Origin of the sequence: Allobosea sp. LjRoot237 (assembly GCF_964253285.1) — a bacterium.
Classification (GTDB): Bacteria; Pseudomonadota; Alphaproteobacteria; order Rhizobiales; family Beijerinckiaceae; genus Allobosea.
In genome coordinates, this window is the sequence record NZ_CAXUQP020000001.1 from 699,244 (window position 1) to 715,936 (window position 16,693).

Here is a 16,693-nt window from a genome sequence, read left to right on the forward strand (position 1 = left end):
TCAGTCAGGCAACAAGGATGCCGGTCTTGGCCTCGCCGACATCCTGGGAAGCATGGGCGGCATGCATGCCGTAGTCGCGCCTGGCTGCTTCCGGCGAGACCAGGCCGAGCGCGATGTCGCGGGCGATCGCCTCGCGCGGACGCTCGGCAGCCGGGCCGTAGCCGGCGCCGCCGGCGAGCACGAGCTCGACGATCTCATGCGGCTGCTTGACCTGGACGAGGTCGCCGGTGCCGACGTCTTTCAGCACATGGCCCTGCTCGTCGATGACCCGGCCGGAGGCGCCGCCGCCGGCCTTGCCGCCGAACAGGCCGGGGATCAGGTTGTTGACCCCCTCCGGATAGAGCGAGACCAGCGTCGGCAAACCGTCATCGGAGAGCTTGCGCAGGCGCACGCGTTGGCCGAGGCCGCCGCGCTGGCGGCCGGCGCCGCCGGAGTCGGCGAGATAGGTCTTCTCAACCACCAGCACCGGCACGCGCGATTCGAAGGTCTCGATCGAGGTGTTGGCGGCCGAAGTCGGGTAGAGCAGGCCGGACTTGCCGTCGCCATGGGCCGAGCCGCCCTGGCCGCCGCCGACGAAAAGCATGTCGGAATAGGTGTCGCCGGCCTGGTCGCGGCCATAGACGCTGGCCGCGACCGGTAGGCCGGTGAAGGCCTGGACTTGGCGAGGCGCCGCCTGCGACAGGGCGCGGAAGATGTTGGGCGCGAGGTACCAGCCTGTGCGGGTGCGCAGGTTGACCGCGAGCGGCTTGTCGCAGTTCAGGATCGAGCCCTTGGGCGCGTCGATCGAGAAGGCGCGGTAGCAGCCGGCATTGCCGCGCACGCCGGGCGTCAGCATGCACTTCAGCGGGTAGGTGGCGTGCGCCATTGTGTAGTTGAGGGTGCAGTTCAGCCCGCCCTGCGGCAGCTGCGGTGGCGTGCCGGCGAAGTCGAGATGGATCGTGTCGCCCTTGACCGTCAGCGCCAGCGGATAGGTCATCGGCGTGCCGAGCGGATTGTTCGAGACCGTGCCGTGATAGGTGCCGTCCGGCAGCGCGCGGATCGCCTCGCGCATCGCCTTCTCGGAGCGGCTTTGCACGACATGGGCGAGCGCCCTGAGGTCCTGCATGCCGTAATCGTTGAGGAAGGACTGCAGCCGCTCGGCGCCGATCGCATTCGCCGCGACGAAGGAGTGCAGGTCGCCGAGCACCTGCTCGGAGTTGCGGACGTTCTCGGCGAGCAGGCGGACCAGCGTCTCGTTGATCTTGCCGGCTTCGTAGAGCTTCATCGGCGGGATCTGGAAACCTTCCTCGTAGATCTCGCGAGCGCGCAGGCTGTCCTTGGTGCCGCCGATATCGGAGACATGGCCGACCGTGCCCATCAGGCCGACGACGCGATTGCCGAGGAAGACCGGGGTGACGATCGCGATGTCGAAGAGGTGACCGGCGCAGAGCCAGGGATCGTTGGTGATCAGAACGTCACCGGGCTTCAGCGTCTCCGCTGGGTAGCGCTCCAGCAGCGCCTTGACCGCACGCGGCAGCGTCAGGTTGAAGACCGGCATGGCGCGGGGCGAATGCGCCAGCGTCTCGCCTTCGGGATCGAGCAGTTCGCAGGCGAAATCCTGCGCCTCCGAGATCACCAGCGAGAAGGCGGTGCGGCAGACGGTCAGCCACATCTCCTCGACGACGTTGATCATCCGGCTCCACATGATCTCGAGCGAGATCGGATCGGCCTCGATCCGCCGTGCGGCTTCCGCGAGCGGCATGTCGGCCGTGATCGTGGTCTCGACCGCATTGGCCTGGCCGACATGGATGATCAGGTTCAGAACATCGTCGATGGTAACGTTGTCGCCCGGCGGGACGATCGTGGTCGCCTCGCGCTCCTCGATGATGGCCGGGCCGCTGATCGTGTCGCCCGAACGCAGGGCATAGCGGTCATAGACGGAAGCATCGCTCCAGCCGCCCTCGAACCAGGCGCGGCGGCTGCCCTTGAGCTTGGCCATGGCGTCGCCGCCACCGGCCGCGCCGGAGAGCGAGAGCATCGGCACCGGGCCTGCGCAGCGGACGCGGAAGTTGATCGCCTCCAGCCGCGCACCCTCATAGACCGAGGTGTAGCGGGCCGAATAGGTCTTGCTGAAGGCGGCGCGGATCGCTTCCAGGCTGGACGCATCAATCGCGCCCGACGGCAGCGGCACGGAAATGTCGTGCATCTGGCCGACGAGGCGCATATCGGCCGAACGCTCGACCGTGACGTCGCCGGGCTTCACGCCGGCCTCGACCAAATGCTTGCGGCCTTCTTGCTCGAGCTCGGTCAGCACGCGGTTGACGGCAGCGGCGTCGAAGCCTTCCGAGAACTCGACGGGCAGGGAGCGCACCTGGTCGAAGGAGAGCGGCGCGGCGAGGAAGCCGAGCGCCGAGGCCGCGCCGGAAGCCGGCGGGATGATGACCTGCTTCACGCCGAGCACGCGGGCGACGTCGACGGCATGGGCCGGGCCGGCGCCGCCGAAGCCGACCATGGCGTAATGGCGGGGGTCCTTGCCCTTTTCGACGAGATGGACGCGGGCGGCGGCGCCCATGCTCTCGACCACGACCTTGTGGATGCCCCAGGCCGCTTCCTCGATGGAGAGGCCGAGCGGCTCGGCGACGGTCGAGACGGCCTTGCGCGCCGCGTCGAGATCGAGCGCCATGCGCCCGCCGAGGAAGAAGCCGGGGTCATAGTAGCCGAGCACGAGATTGGCGTCGGTGACGGTCGGCTTCGTGCCGCCCATGCCGTAGCAGGCCGGGCCGGGATCGGAGCCGGCCGAATGCGGGCCGACCTTGAGCAGGCCGACCTCGTCGATCGCCGCGATCGAGCCGCCGCCGGCGCCGATCTCGATCATGTCGATCACCGGCGCCTTGATCGGTAGGCCGGAGCCCTTGGCGAAGCGGTTGACGCGGCCAGCCTCCAGCATCGGCGCGATCTCGGCGCGGCCATCCTCGATCATGCAGGCCTTGGCGGTGGTGCCGCCCATGTCGAAGGAGATCACGTCCTTGTGGCCGGCGAGCTCGCCGAACAAGGCGGTCGCGAGGCCGCCACCGGCCGGGCCGCTTTCGAGCAGGCGAATCGGGAAGGTGCGCGCCGTCTCGGGCGAGACCAGGCCGCCGGCCGAATGCATCAATCGCAGCGCGCCACGGAAGGAGCGGGCGGCGAGCTCGCGCTCCAGCCGCTCGAGATAGCGCCGCATCAGCGGCTGGACATAGGCGTTGGCGGCGGTGGTGACGAAGCGCTGGTATTCCCAGATCTCGGCGACGACCTCGCTCGACAGCGAGACGGTGAGCTCCGGGCAGGCCTCGCGCACGATACGTCCGGCTTCCTGCTCATGCGCCGGGTTGCGGTAGCTGTTGAGGAAGCAGATCGCGATCGCCTCGCAGCCGGCGGCGGCGAGCTCGCGGGCGGCTTTGCGCACGGCGTCGGCATCGAGCGCGGTGACGACCTTGCCGTCGCGGTCCATGCGCTCGGGCACTTCGAGGCGGTGTTCGCGCGAGACCAGCGGCTCGGGGAAGGTGAGGAACAGATCGTAGATATCGTAGCGCTGCTCGGTCCCCATTTCGAGGATGTCGCGGAAGCCCCTAGTGGTGATCAGGCCGAGCTTGGAACCCTTGCGTTCGATCACGGCATTGGTGACCAGCGTCGTGCCGTGGACGATGTCGCCGACATCGGCGAGCGTGATCCCGGCCATCTCGACGAGTTCGCCGAGGCCGATCAGCGCCGCCTCGGACGGGTCGTGCGGCGTCGTCAGGCGCTTGTGCAGGAGGACCGAGCGCGCCTCACCGTCATAGAGGATGAAGTCGGTGAAGGTGCCGCCGATGTCGAAGCCGATGCGCCAGCGATTGCTCATGGAGCAGTCTCCGCGTTTGAGAGGTTCAAGGGGAAGAAGCGCTTGTCCCGGGTCAGCGCCGCGATCTCGGCGGCGCCCTCAGCCAGGGACTTGATGATGGCGAGGCGTTCGCCCGGCTCGACCGTCGCGGCCGGGAAGGAGATGCAGAGCGCGACCTCGTCGCCGGTGGCGGGGTCGCCGAGGCCGACCGAGATGGCGCGCACGCCGCGCACCGCCTCGTCATGGGATTCGGCGAAGCCGGCGCGGCGAGTCTCGGCTAGACGTGACAGTAGCTCGTCCATGTCGCGCGGCGCGGTCTGCGACGGAGCGGTGAACCCGTCCGGATAGAGCGCGCGGACCTCGTCGTCGGACAGCCTTGCGAGCAAGGCGCGGCCGGTGCTGGAGGCGAAGGCCGGGATGCGGTCGCCGATCGAGGTAACGACCCGAAGCGCGTGCCTGCCGGGATGGGCGGTGACGCCGATGATCTCGGTGCCACGGCGTACGCTGATATAGCCGGTATGGCCGATCGTATCGGAAACGCGCCCGACCACGGCGTCGGCGCGGTCGATCAGCGAGGCGGCGAAACGATAGAGCTGGCCGACCTGGGCGAGCAGCAGCGACGGGCGGTAGCGCTTGCTGTCGCCGACGGTCTCCAGAAGCCCCTCGTCGCGCATCGCCCGCAGCAGGCGCGAGGCGTTGCTCTTGGGCATGCCGAGCAGGGTCACGAGGTCGGTCACGGTCACGTCGTGACGCGTGCTGGAGAAGCAACGAAGCACGTCTGCGGCTGCCGTCAGGATGGACATCCGGTTGCTTCCAAAAGAAGTTCCAAAAAATGGAACTTAAGTTGCAATTAAAGGAACAATACTGTGAGCCGATAATGAGTCAAGACGGTTTGTGTCGCGAAGGGCGGCGCTCGCAGATCGAATCATGCGCATGGCCGCGCAAACGGCTGCGATGGCGGGCAGAGCGGCCACAGCGTGCGGAAGCGCCCGCGCGTGGGCGCGGCAGAGGCATCACCGGGGCAGACCGGCTTCATTCAGGGAGGTTTGGTACCTTGCTCGCCGGCGAGCGAGCCCAAGCGCTCAGGGAACCAGGATCACGCCCGAACTGGCGAAGGAGAGCCAGACTGGCGTGCCCGGCGCCAACATATCGTCGACATCGTGGCTGATGACGAAGAGCTCGCCGACGGCGGTTTCGATCATCAGGTCGAGATGGTCGCCGAGATAGGCGCATTTGCGGACATTGCCGGGCAGGGCGCTCTGGCTCTCATGGCGCGAGACCAGGAGGCTCTGCGGCCGGATCGCCGCCTTGGCTGGCCCTGGCTCCAGGCCGCGCGACGCCAACGAGACGCTCGCCGGCCCGATCGCGACCACGGCCCGCCCGTCGGCGACCGATTTCACGGTGACGTCGACCATGTTGGCATCGCCGATGAAGTCGGCGACGAAGGCGTCAGCGGGCTCCTCGTAGAGCTGGCGCGGCGTGCCTTCCTGGGCGATGCGGGAATTCGACATCACGATGATGCGGTCGGAGACGGCGAGCGCCTCCTCCTGGTCATGCGTGACATAGGCGACGGTGAGGTTGAGCGTCTGCTGCAGCTCGCGGATCTCCTCGCGCACGCGCCGGCGTAATTTGGCGTCGAGATTGGAGAGCGGTTCGTCGAAGAGCAGGACCTGCGGCTCCAGCACGAGGGCGCGGGCGACCGCGACGCGTTGCTGCTGGCCGCCTGACAGTTCGGAGGGGAAGCGCTTCTCGAAGCCCTTGAGGCCGACGAGCGCCAGCTTCTCCAGTGCCATCTCCTGCGCCCTGGCCTTGGGCAGGCCCTTCACGGTCGGACCATAGGCGGCGTTGTCGAGCACGTTCATATGCGGAAAGAGCGCATAGGACTGGAAGACCATGCTGACGTCGCGGTCGGCGGCGGACAGCCGCGTGACATTCTTGCCGCCGATCAGGATCTCGCCCTCGCTGGCGATCTCGAGCCCGGCGATCATCCGTAGCGTCGTGGTCTTGCCGCAGCCGGAGGGGCCGAGCAGCGTCACCAGCTTGCCGGCCTCGACCGTGAAGCTGACATTGTCGACCGCTGTCACCGCGCCATAGCGCATGCTGACATTGCGGAACTCGACGGAAGCGGGGCCGGCCTTGGGCATGGGAAGCGCTTATCCTTGTTTGATCGGCTCGGCGGCGGAGGAGGCGAGGGCGGGCGTGGTGCCGCGCCGGCCGAGCTTGCGCTCGCCGACGCCGAGCTGGATCAGGCTGATGCCGATCGCCATCACGACGATCAGCACCGAGGAATAGGCGATGGCGAGGCCGAACTCGCCGGCTTCGACCCGGCCGACGATATAGGCGGTGGCGAGGTTGTACTCGGCCGAGACGAGGAAGATCACGGCGCTGACCGTCGTCATGCTGCGCACGAAACTGTAGACCAGCGCGGCGACGAGAGCGGGGCGCAGCAATGGCAGCACGACACGCCAGAGCGTGGTGAAGCTGCGGGCCGAGAGCGTGGCCGAGGCCTCGTCGAGACTCCTGTCGATCTGCGACAGGCCGGCGATGCCGGAGCGGACGCCGACCGGCATGTTGCGGAAGACGAAGGCGATGATCAGGATCAACCCGGTGCCGGTGATCTCGACCGGCGGCACGTTGAAGGCGAGGATATAGGCGACGCCGAGGACGGTGCCGGGAATGGCGAAGCTCAGCATGGTCGCGAATTCGAGCGCGCCGCGCCCGGCGAAGCGCTGGCGCGTCAGCAGGTAGGCGGTGAGCAGGCCGATGGTCGCGGTCAGCGGTGCCGAGATCGCCGCGAGCTTCAGCGTGGTGAAGAAGGACGGCCAGGCCGAGCCGTCGAAATAGAGGCCGCGGCTGAAATCGATCGAGAAGCCGGTGATGTAGTGCTGCAGCGTCGGCGTATGGTCGCGCCCCATCGTCTTGACGAAGCCGCCCATCAGGATGACGACGTAGATGACAGCGGTCAGTGCGATCCACGGGCCGATGACGAGAGCGGAGATCCAGGTGATCCGGCGCGGCAGCGGCGTCGGTAGGCCGGAATCGCCCTTGCCGGTGACGGTCGTATAGGACTTGCTGCCGAGCCAGTATTGCTGGGCCCAGAAGGCAGCGAGCGTGAAGCCGAGCAGGACGACGGCGAGCACCGCCGCCTGACCCTGATTATGCGCCGCGCCGACGACGGCGAAGAAGATCTTGGTCGAGAGCACCTCGAAATTGCCGCCGAGCACCAGCGGGTTGCCGAAATCGGCCATGCTCTCGACGAAGCCGAGTAGGAAGGCATTGGCGAGGCCGGGGCGCAGCAGCGGCCAGGTCACGGTCCGGAAGGTCGTCCAGCGCTTGGCGCCTAGCGTCTGCGAGGCTTCCTCCAGGCTCGGCGCGATGCCTTGCACGACGCCGATCAGCACGAGGAAGGCGATCGGCGCGAAGGCCAGCACCTGGGCGAGCAGCACGCCCGGCAGGCCGTAGATCCAGCGCGAGCGCGGTACGCCGAACCAGTCGAACAGCAGTGTCGAGAACAGTCCGGAGCGGCCGAAGAGCAGGATCAGCGCCAGGCCGATGACGAAGGGCGGCGTGATGATCGGCAGCACCGTCAGCAAGCGCATGGCGCGCTTGCCCGGCATGCCGGTGCGCAGGATCAGGAGAGCGCAGGCGAGGCCGAGCAGGGTGGTGATGACGCCGGTCAGCACCGCCAGGATCAGCGTGTTCCAGGCGACGCCGCAATTGGTGTTAGCAGTGAGGCAGCCCAGCCCCCAGATCGTCCGGCTGAAGAAGCGCTCGACGAACTCGCCCAGCACGAGCGCGCCGCTGGAATCGACCAGTGCGCTGCGCAGGATCGTCGAGACCGGCAGGAAGATGAAGAGCGCGATCAGCATGACGACGATGCCGATCGAGGACGTCGTGAAGAGGTCGCCACGGCATACGCCGCGATAGGCCAGGCCGTGGCAGAGCAGCAGCAGCAGCGAGACCAGCGTCACCAGCGCGCCGAAGCCCATGCCGGGCTGAGCGGCGCCGGCGCCTCCCAGAAGGGCGGCCAGCGCCGGCATGCCCTGGTCTTTCAGCGTGATGGAAAAGCCCTGGGCGAAGAAGACGACGAGACCTGCGAGGCCGATCCAGGCCAGGAGCTTGCCGGTCGCCGCATTCTCCTGGCGGGCGCTGAGCAGGCTGGCGAAAACGAGGGCGATGCCGATTGGCGCGAGCCAGGGCGTCGTCCCTGAGAGCACGAGCGCGAGCGCCGTGCCGCCCTTGCCGAACGGGTAGCCGGCGAGGCTCATCCCCTCCGGCAGATACCAGGGGATGAGCACATAGCCGAGCCAGCCGGCCAGCAACGCAAGCCTTGTCGCAGAGCGCATCGTCTCTCGCCTTTTCGTGTCAGCTATCTGCGATCAGCGTGCGCTCACTTCGGGAGTGCCTTGATCTCCTTGTCCCACTTGGTCAGCAGGCGGACGCGCTCGGCCGACGAGCCGTATTTGACGAAGTCGTAGTTGATCAGCTTCATCTCGGACATCTTCGGCGCCTGGGCCGGCACCGGCGCGTTCTTGTTCGACGGCACCTGATAGGACTTGGCTGGCGCTGCCAGAGCCTGCGCCGCCGGGGTCAGCGCCCAGTCGTAGAATTTCTTGGCGTTGTCGAGATTGCGCGCGCCCTTGACGATCGACATCGAGCCGATCTCGTAGCCGGTACCCTCGCAAGGCGCGACGGCCTTGATCGGGTCGCCCTGCACCGCGAAGACCACGGCGTCGTGGATGAAGACGATGCCGACGGCGGTCTCGCCGAGGCTCGCGGCCTTGGCCGGGGCGGCGCCCGACTTGGTGTACTGGCTGACGTTCTTATGCAGGGCGCGCAGATAGTCGAAGCCCTTGTCCTCGCCCATCAGCTGCACGACCGTGGCGAGCAGGTTGTAGGCGGTGCCCGACGAGTTCGGGTCGGCGACCTGGACGTCGTCCTTCAGCTTGGGATCGAGCAGGTCGGCCCAGCATTTCGGCTCGTTGAGACCCTTGGCCTTGATCTGCTGGGTGTTGTAGCCGAAGCCGAGCGCACCGGCATAAATGCCCATCGAGCGCTTCTTGGCGGCGTTCCATTGCGCCAGCGCCCAGTCGTGCATGTCCTTGTTGGCCGGCGACTCGTATTCTTGCGTCAGACCTTCCTCGGCCGCCTGAAGATGCGGGTCGCCGGTACCGCCCCACCAGATGTCGCCGCGCGGATTCGACGATTCCGCCTTGAGCTGGGCATAGATCTCGCCGGCCGATTTGCGGGTCATCGCGACCTTGATGCCGGTTTCCTTCTCGAAGGCGCCGCTCATGGCGCGGCACCATTCCTCCTGCACACCGCAATACATGACGAGTGAGCCCTGGGCCTGGGCCGGAGCGGCGGCGAAAGCAGCCCCAGTGGCTGCAACCGCGAGTAGTCCGGCGCGAAGCCGGTTCAATGACAGCATGTCTTCCTCCCGATATCTGGTTCTGACTTGTTCTTATTGGGCCAATAGTGACCGTTTGCTCGAAAAGATCAACGATCCGTGTGCCGGCTTACTATTCCAGTGATGCGCTCCAACTCACCTTGCAGCTCCGGCGTGCAGCACAGGACCGGATTGCCGGCCGCGATCGCATCGCCCTCGAAGAAGTCGTTGACGTGGGCGCCGGCCTCGGCGGCGATCACCAGGCCGGCGGCGACGTCCCAGGAATTGATATGCAGCTCCGCATAGGCATCGGTCCGCCCGCAGGCGACATGGCAGAGCCCAAGCGCACCGGCGCCGGGGCGCTTGACTGCCGCGCCGGCTTCGAAGCCGCGCTTGACCATCTCGATATAGCTGTCGAGAGGCCTGCGCTTCGACCAGCCGAATTCAAGACTGGCGTGCCCGATATCCCTCGTGCCCGAGACCCGGATGGGTCGGCCGTTCAAGCTCGCCCCGCCGCCGCGCCGGGCGCGGTAGACCTCGCCGAGCGCGGGCGCTGCGATGACGCCGATCTCGGGGCGCCCGGCGAGGACGAGGCCGATCGAGATGCACCAGTTGCGATCGCCATGGGCGAAATTGGCGGTGCCGTCGATCGGATCGATGATCCAGACCGCGTCGGCCGCCTCGCCGCCGCCTTCCTCGCCGATCACTCCGTCGGAGGGGAAAAGTCGCCTGAGCCGTTCACGCAGAAAACTCTCCACGGCGCCGTCGGCGGCGGTGAGCCAATCCTGGGCCCCCTTCATCGTGATGTTCAGGGAGTCACTGCGCCCGAAATAACCGAGCGCGAGATGGCTCGCCTCCGCCACAAGGCCGAGCACGGCATATTCGCGCAGTTCGAGTTCGGCCGGCGTCATCAGAGAGCCTCGAGCGAGACGGAGACCGGCTTGCCGGTCCGGCGCGATTCCGTCGCGGCATCGGCCAGGATCTGCGCCTTCAAGCCGTCGAACCCGGAGGGAGAGGGCGCGCGCTTGTCGCGGCAGGCGGTGATGAAGGCGTCGAGCTCGGCGCGATAGGCGGCGGCGTAGCGCTCCAGGAAGAAGTTCTGCACCGGATCGGCTCGGAAGCCGGCGCCGGTCGCGATCTCGACCGTGGTCTCGTGGATGTTGCCGGCGCGCAGCATGCCCTTGGAGCCGTGCACCTCGATGCGCTGGTCATAGCCATAGGTGGCGCGGCGTGAGTTCGAGATCTGGGCGATGCGGCCACTTGCGGTACGCATCAGCACGGCGGCGGTGTCGACGTCGCCGGCCTGGCCGATCGCCGGATCGACCAGCGCCGAGCCGAGCGCAAAGACCTCGACCGGCTCCTCGGCGAGGAGGAAGCGGGCCATGTCGAAATCATGGATCATCATGTCGCGGAAGAGCCCGCCCGAGCGCTTCACATACTCGACCGGAGGCGGGCCGGGGTCGCGCGAGATCACGCTGACGATCTCGATGGCGCCGGCCTCGCCCGCGCGCAGGCGGCCCTCCAGCGCGGCGAAGTTCGGGTCGAAGCGGCGGTTGAAGCCGATCATCAATGGCTTGCCGGACTTCGCGACCACTGCGAGGCAGCGGCGGATGCGGCCGGCATCGAGATCGACCGGCTTCTCGCAGAACACCGCCTTGCCAGCGGAGACGGCAGCCTCGATCAGGTCGGCATGGGTATCGGTCGGGGTGCAGATCACCACGGCGTCGATGCCGCTGTCGGCGAGGATTGCGTCGGTCGTCGCGACCTTGGCGCCGGAAGCCCGGGCGAGCGAGGCAGCGGCGTCCGCAGAAGCGTCGGAAAGCGCGACCAGCTGCGCATCGGAGCGCGCCGCGACATTGAGCCCATGAATGCGCCCGATCCGGCCGGCGCCCAGCAATCCAAATCTCATCACGTCCGTAGTCCTGCGGTTCGAGAGTGCTTTCGCTTTAGTCGTGCGCGCCGAGAATGGTCTGGTCGAAATCGATGTTGGCGCCGGTCATCAGCCCCGATTCGGATGACGCCAGATAGGCGACGGCCTTGGCGACCTCGCGCGGATCGATCAGGCGGCCGAACGGCCTGCCGGCCTGCGCCTCCTCGAGCCAGCCATCCTGCGCGCCATGGCGCAGGCGCATGATCGCGTCCTCGCCGGGCGTCGCCATCCAGCCGATGTTGAGGCCGTTGACGCGGATGCGATCGGCGAGGAGCCCATAGGCGGCATTGCGGGTCAGCGTCGCCAGCGCGCCCTTCGAGACGCTGTAGGCGGCGAGGAAGGGCTGGCCGCCATGGGCCGACATCGACTGGATGTTGACGATGCTGCCTTCGATCTTCTCGCGCCGCATCAGATTGGCCGCATCCTGGATCAGGAAGAAGGGGGCGGTCAGGTTGACCGCCATGATGCGCTCGTAGAGCTCGGGGCGGGTGTCGAAGATCGTGCCGCGATCGGTGTCGCCGGCGGCATTGACGAGGATGTCGAGCCGGCCGAAAGCTTGCTCCGCGGCCGGGACGATTCCGCGGACGGCATCGAGATCGGCGAGATCGGCAGCGTGGAAGATCGCGTTGCAACCGTCGGCTTTCAGGCTCGCTGCGACGGCTTCGCCGCGCTCGCGGTTGCGACCGGTGAGGACAAGGCCGGCAGCGCCGCGTGCAGCGAATTCCCGGGCGATGGCCTCGCCCAGGCCCTGGCTGCCGCCGGTGACGACGGCGACCTTGCCGTCGAGCTCTCGGCGGAAGTCGGTTGGCTGGGGCACCTCTGATCTCCCTGGGTGTGTCACTGTCACAATGGCACATTATTTTTATTGCGCTTGACTAATGGAACAAACATTCCATTCTCTCCCGGCACAAGTCAAGGCCGCGAGAGCCCTGTTTCCCATGTCGTCGCCACTGCAGCAGGACCCGCCACGGGACGATTTCGACGGCTTCGTCGCGCTGCTGCGCGAGCGCGGGCCGAGCCTGCCGAAACGGTTGCGGCAGGTCGCCGATTACGCGCTCGCCAACCCCGACGACATGGCGCTGAGCACCGCCGCGCAAGTGGCGCAGCAGGCTGGCGTGCAGGCTTCGACACTGGTGCGTTTCGCCCAGGCGCTCGACTATTCCGGCTTCAGCGAATTGCAGCAGCTCTTCCGCTCGCGGCTGCGCCAGCAATTCCCTGATTATCGCGAGCGGTTGGTAGCGCTGCGCGAAGAGGGCGCGGCCGGGCCCAACATGGCTCAGGTGCTGCTCGACGGCTTTGCCGAGGCCAGCCGCAGCTCGCTGTCTCGGCTGCAATCCACGATCCGGCACCGCGACGTCGACAGGGCGACGGACCTGCTCGCCGGGGCGGAGACGATCATCCTGGTCGGCGCGCGCCGGATGTTCCCAGTGGTGTCCTATCTCGCCTATGCCTTCGGCAAGCTCGGCATAAGGGCGGTGCTCATCGACAATATTGCCTCGCTCGGGCCCGAGCAGGCGGCGATCGCGCGAGAGGGCGATGTCGTCGTCTCGGTTAGCTGCGCGCCCTATACGCCGGGAACCGTTGCGATTGCGGCCGCCGCCCACGACAAGGGCATTCCGGTGATCGCGATCACTGACAGTGCGCTCAGCCCACTCGCCCAGCACTGCTCCTTATGTCTCGAGGTCGAGGAAGCCGATTACGGCGCCTTCCGCTCGATGTCCGCCACCTTCGTGCTCGCCATGACGCTCGCCGTCGGCACCGCCGAGAAAGCCCGCCCCGATGCCTGAACCCGTGCTCGACCTGATCTCGATCGGCCGTTCCTCGGTCGACCTCTACGGCCAGCAGATCGGCGGCCGGCTCGAGGACATGGCCTCCTTCTCCAAGGCGGTCGGCGGCTGCCCCACCAATATCGCGATCGGCACGGCCCGGCTCGGCCTCAAATCCGCGGTGATCACCCGCGTCGGCGACGAGCAGATGGGCCGCTTCATCCTGGAGCAGTTGCAGCGCGAGGGTGTCGAGACGAAAGGCGTGGTCGTCGATCCCAAGCGCCTGACCTCGCTGGTCATCCTCGGCGTGCGCGACGAGAAGACGTTTCCGCTGATCTTCTACCGCACCGATTGCGCCGACGCCGCGCTCGACGAGAGCGAGATCGACGAGGCCTTCATCGCCTCCGCCAGGGCGGTCGTGGTCACCGGCACGCATTTCGCGATCCCCAATGCCGCCAAGGCGCAGCGCAAGGCGATCGCAATCGCCCGCAGGCATGGCCGCAAGGTCGTGTTCGATGTCGACTACCGTCCCAATCTCTGGGGGCTCGCCGGTCACGCCGCCGGCGAGGAGCGTTACATCCGCTCCGACACGGTGACCGAGCACCTCCAGGCGATCCTGCCGGACTGCGACCTGATCGTCGGCACCGAGGAGGAGCTGCACGCCGCCGGCGGCTCCGAGGACACGCTCGCCGCGATCCGCGATATCCGCGCGCTGAGCAAGGCGACGATCGTCTGCAAGCGCGGGCCGATGGGCTGCGTCGTCTTCCCAGGCGTCATTCCGGCCTCGATCGAGGACGGGATCAAGGGGCCGGGGTTTCCGGTCGAGGTCTACAATGTCTTAGGCGCCGGCGACGCCTTCATGTCCGGCTTCCTGCGCGGCTATCTGCGCGACGAGCCGATCGAGACCTGCTGCAGCTGGGCCAATGCCTGCGGCGCCTTCGCGGTGTCGCGCCTGCTCTGCTCGCCGGAGAGCCCGACCTTCGCCGAGTTGCAGTTCTTCCTGAAGAACGGCTCGCCGCACCGGGCGCTGCGCCATGACATCGCGATCAACCACGTCCATTGGGCGACGACGCGCCGGCCGCAAGCGCAGACGCTGATGGCGCTCGCCATCGACCATCGCTCCCAGATCGAGGCGATGGCCGACGAGGCAGGCGTGCCGCGCGAACGCATCGCGGTCTTCAAGCGGCTCGCCGTCGACGCCGCGGCGAGGATTGCCAAGGGTGCCGAGGGCTTCGGCATGCTGCTCGACGGGCGCCATGGCCGCGAGGCGCTGTTCCGCGCCGGCGATCACGGCTTCTGGATCGCGCGGCCGCTGGAGGTGCCAGGCTCGCGGCCGCTGCGCCTCGAAACAGATGCCGATGGCTCGCTCGGCGCGGTGCTGAACGAGTGGCCGGTCGACCATGTCGTCAAGGTGCTGGCCTTCTATCATCCGGACGACGACGCGGCGCTGAAGGCCGAGCAGGAGGCGACCCTGAAGCGGGTGGCACTCGCCTGCCGACAGGTGGGCCGCGAGCTCCTGGTCGAGATCATCTGCTCGAAGAACGGGCCGCTCAGTGACGACACCATGGCAAGCGTGATGCACCGGCTCTACGCGATTGGCATCAAGCCGGACTGGTGGAAGCTCGAGGGGCAGCCGACAACGGCGGCCTGGGCGGCGGTCGATGCCGCGATCGCCGAGAACGATCCCTATTGCCGTGGCGTCGTGCTGCTCGGGCTCGATGCGCCACTGCCGGAGCTGGAACAGGCCTTCAGGTTGGCGCAGACCGCGAAGACGGTGAAGGGTTTCGCAGTGGGGCGCAGCATCTTCGGCGAGGCCGCGCGCGGCTGGCTCGCCGGCACGCTCGACGACGAGGCCGCGGTTGCGATGATGGCCGAGCGCTTCGGCCGGCTGGTCGAAGCCTGGCAAGCGCGCTGAGGAGATAAGTCATGAGTACGGTCAGGCTCACCATGGCGCAGGCGCTGGTGGCGGCGATGGCGGCGCAGAAGACGGTCGTCGGCGGTCGGACACTGCCGCTCTTCGCCGGCGTCTGGGCGATCTTCGGCCATGGCAATGTCGCCGGCCTCGGCGAGGCGCTCTACGGCGCGCGCGATATCCTGCCGACACTGCGCGCCCATAACGAGCAGGCGATGGCGCATGCGGCGATCGCCTTCGCCAAGGCTTCGCGCCGACGCCGGATGATGGCGGTGACGAGCTCGATAGGGCCCGGTGCGACCAATATGGTGACGGCTGCCGCAGTCGCTCATGTCAATCGCCTGCCATTGCTTCTGCTGCCCGGCGATGTCTTCGCCGGCCGCCGTCCCGACCCGGTGTTGCAGCAGATCGAGGATTTCGGCGACGGCACTATCTCCGCCAATGACTGCTTCAAGCCGGTCTCGCGCTATTTCGATCGGATCACCCGGCCGGAGCAGCTCATCCCTGCCTTCGAGCGGGCGATGCAGGTTCTGACCGATCCGTCGGACTGCGGACCGGTGACGCTGGCGCTCTGCCAGGATGTGCAGACGGAAGCCCATGACTACCCGGAGAGCTTCTTCGCCGAGCGGATCTGGCAGCCGCGCCGGGTGCGTCCGGACGAACAGGAATTGGCGCAGGCGGTCGCGCTGCTGAAGGCGGCAAAGCGGCCGCTGGCCGTGGCGGGCGGCGGCACGCTCTACAGCGAGGCCGAGGGCGAACTCGCCCGTTTCTGCCTGGCGCACGGCATCCCGAGCGCCGAGACGCAGGCCGGTAAGAGTGCTCTGCCGCACGACCATCCGCTCAATCTCGGCGCGATCGGTGTCACCGGCACCGGTGCCGCCAATGATGCCGCGAAGAATGCCGATGTCGTGCTCGCGGTCGGCACGCGCCTGCAGGATTTCACCACCGGCTCGCGCGCGCTCTTCGCCGATCCGAATTGCCGGATCATTGGGCTCAATACGCAAGCCTTCGACGCCGGCAAGCATGGCGCCCAGCCGCTCGTCGCAGATGCCAAGGCCGGCCTCGCCGAACTTGAAGCTGCACTCGCGGGTTGGAAAGCGTTGGCCGGCTGGACGGCGCAGGCGCAGGCCTCCCGCGACGCCTGGCTCGCCACTGCTGCGCGTTATACGGCTGCGAGCAACCAGGCGCTGCCGAGCGATGCGCAGGTGGTCGGCGCGGTGCAGCGCCAGAGCCGGACGAGCGATGTCGTGCTTTGCGCCGCCGGCGGCCTGCCAGGCGAGTTGCATAAGCTCTGGCAGCCGGGCGCTCCCGGCGGCTACCATATGGAATACGGCTATTCCTGCATGGGCTACGAGATCGCCGGCGGCCTCGGGGCCAAGCTCGCCGATCCCGCTCGCGAGGTCTTCGTCATGGTCGGCGACGGCTCCTATCTGATGATGAACTCGGAGATCGCGACCTCGGTGATGCTCGGGGTCAAGCTCACCATCGTCGTGCTCGACAATCGCGGCTTCGGCTGCATCAACCGGCTGCAGAATGCGACCGGCGGCGCCTCCTTCAACAACCTCCTGCGCGACACTCGGCACGAGACGCTGCCGGAGATCGATTTCGCGGCGCATGCCGGCTCGATGGGGGCGATCGCACGCAAGGTCGCTGGTCTGGCCGAGCTGGAGACTGCGCTCGCCGAGGCGCGTAGCCATGATCGCACCAGCGTCATCGTCATCGATACCGACCCGCTGATCTCGACCGATGCCGGCGGGCATTGGTGGGATGTCGCGGTTCCCGAGGTTTCGGTGCGCGATGAGGTCAAGGGTGCGCGCAAACGCTATGACGATGCGCTGGCCAAGCGCGACAACTGACTGACGAG

Annotated in this window: 11 protein-coding genes; 3 read left to right on the forward strand and 8 right to left on the reverse strand. The window is 67.5% G+C overall.

The features are described from left to right. Positions 1-4: 4 nt before the first annotated feature. The 8 genes from ACSQ24_RS03295 to ACSQ24_RS03330 all read right to left on the reverse strand — a co-directional run bounded on the left by ACSQ24_RS03295 (position 5) and on the right by ACSQ24_RS03330 (position 11,968). A complete protein-coding gene (locus tag ACSQ24_RS03295; protein WP_436093305.1) occupies positions 5-3,853 on the reverse strand; it encodes a hydantoinase B/oxoprolinase family protein in 3,849 nt (1,282 codons plus the stop codon). Beyond that, a complete protein-coding gene (locus ACSQ24_RS03300; protein ID WP_436093306.1) occupies positions 3,850-4,635 on the reverse strand; it encodes an IclR family transcriptional regulator in 786 nt (261 codons plus the stop codon). The genes ACSQ24_RS03295 and ACSQ24_RS03300 overlap by 4 nt, the downstream gene beginning before the upstream one ends. Positions 4,636-4,914: 279 nt before the next feature. Beyond that, positions 4,915-5,976 carry an ABC transporter ATP-binding protein gene (locus tag ACSQ24_RS03305; RefSeq protein WP_436093307.1) on the reverse strand — a complete coding sequence of 354 codons (1,062 nt, stop codon included), beginning with the start codon at positions 5,974-5,976 and terminating at the stop codon, positions 4,915-4,917. Between the two features lie 9 nt (positions 5,977-5,985). After that, positions 5,986-8,178: an ABC transporter permease gene (locus ACSQ24_RS03310; RefSeq protein WP_436093308.1), complete on the reverse strand. Its 2,193-nt coding sequence runs from the start codon at positions 8,176-8,178 to the stop codon at positions 5,986-5,988. Between the two features lie 44 nt (positions 8,179-8,222). Further along, positions 8,223-9,263 (reverse strand): ABC transporter substrate-binding protein, encoded by a 1,041-nt coding sequence (locus tag ACSQ24_RS03315; protein WP_436093309.1) that lies wholly within the window; start codon positions 9,261-9,263, stop codon positions 8,223-8,225. Between the two features lie 68 nt (positions 9,264-9,331). After that, positions 9,332-10,132 carry an inositol monophosphatase family protein gene (locus tag ACSQ24_RS03320; protein WP_436093310.1) on the reverse strand — a complete coding sequence of 267 codons (801 nt, stop codon included), beginning with the start codon at positions 10,130-10,132 and terminating at the stop codon, positions 9,332-9,334. After that, on the reverse strand, positions 10,132-11,133 hold the full coding sequence (iolG, locus tag ACSQ24_RS03325) for an inositol 2-dehydrogenase (RefSeq protein ID WP_436093311.1): 1,002 nt from the start codon (positions 11,131-11,133) through the stop codon (positions 10,132-10,134). The genes ACSQ24_RS03320 and iolG overlap by 1 nt, the downstream gene beginning before the upstream one ends. Before the next feature lie 34 nt (positions 11,134-11,167). Further along, positions 11,168-11,968 (reverse strand): SDR family oxidoreductase, encoded by an 801-nt coding sequence (locus ACSQ24_RS03330; protein WP_436093312.1) that lies wholly within the window; start codon positions 11,966-11,968, stop codon positions 11,168-11,170. A gap of 121 nt (positions 11,969-12,089) precedes the next feature. Here ACSQ24_RS03330 and ACSQ24_RS03335 point away from each other — a divergent pair, with 121 nt between their 5' ends. The 3 genes from ACSQ24_RS03335 to iolD are packed head-to-tail and all read left to right on the forward strand — an operon-like array spanning position 12,090 to position 16,685. Continuing rightward, positions 12,090-12,938 (forward strand): MurR/RpiR family transcriptional regulator, encoded by an 849-nt coding sequence (locus tag ACSQ24_RS03335; protein ID WP_436093313.1) that lies wholly within the window; start codon positions 12,090-12,092, stop codon positions 12,936-12,938. Next, positions 12,931-14,832: a bifunctional 5-dehydro-2-deoxygluconokinase/5-dehydro-2-deoxyphosphogluconate aldolase gene (locus tag ACSQ24_RS03340; RefSeq protein WP_436093314.1), complete on the forward strand. Its 1,902-nt coding sequence runs from the start codon at positions 12,931-12,933 to the stop codon at positions 14,830-14,832. The genes ACSQ24_RS03335 and ACSQ24_RS03340 overlap by 8 nt, the downstream gene beginning before the upstream one ends. A gap of 11 nt (positions 14,833-14,843) precedes the next feature. After that, the gene (gene iolD / locus ACSQ24_RS03345; protein ID WP_436093315.1) at positions 14,844-16,685 is read left to right on the forward strand and encodes a 3D-(3,5/4)-trihydroxycyclohexane-1,2-dione acylhydrolase (decyclizing); all 1,842 of its coding nucleotides are present in this window, start codon (positions 14,844-14,846) and stop codon (positions 16,683-16,685) included. Positions 16,686-16,693 lie beyond the last annotated feature (8 nt).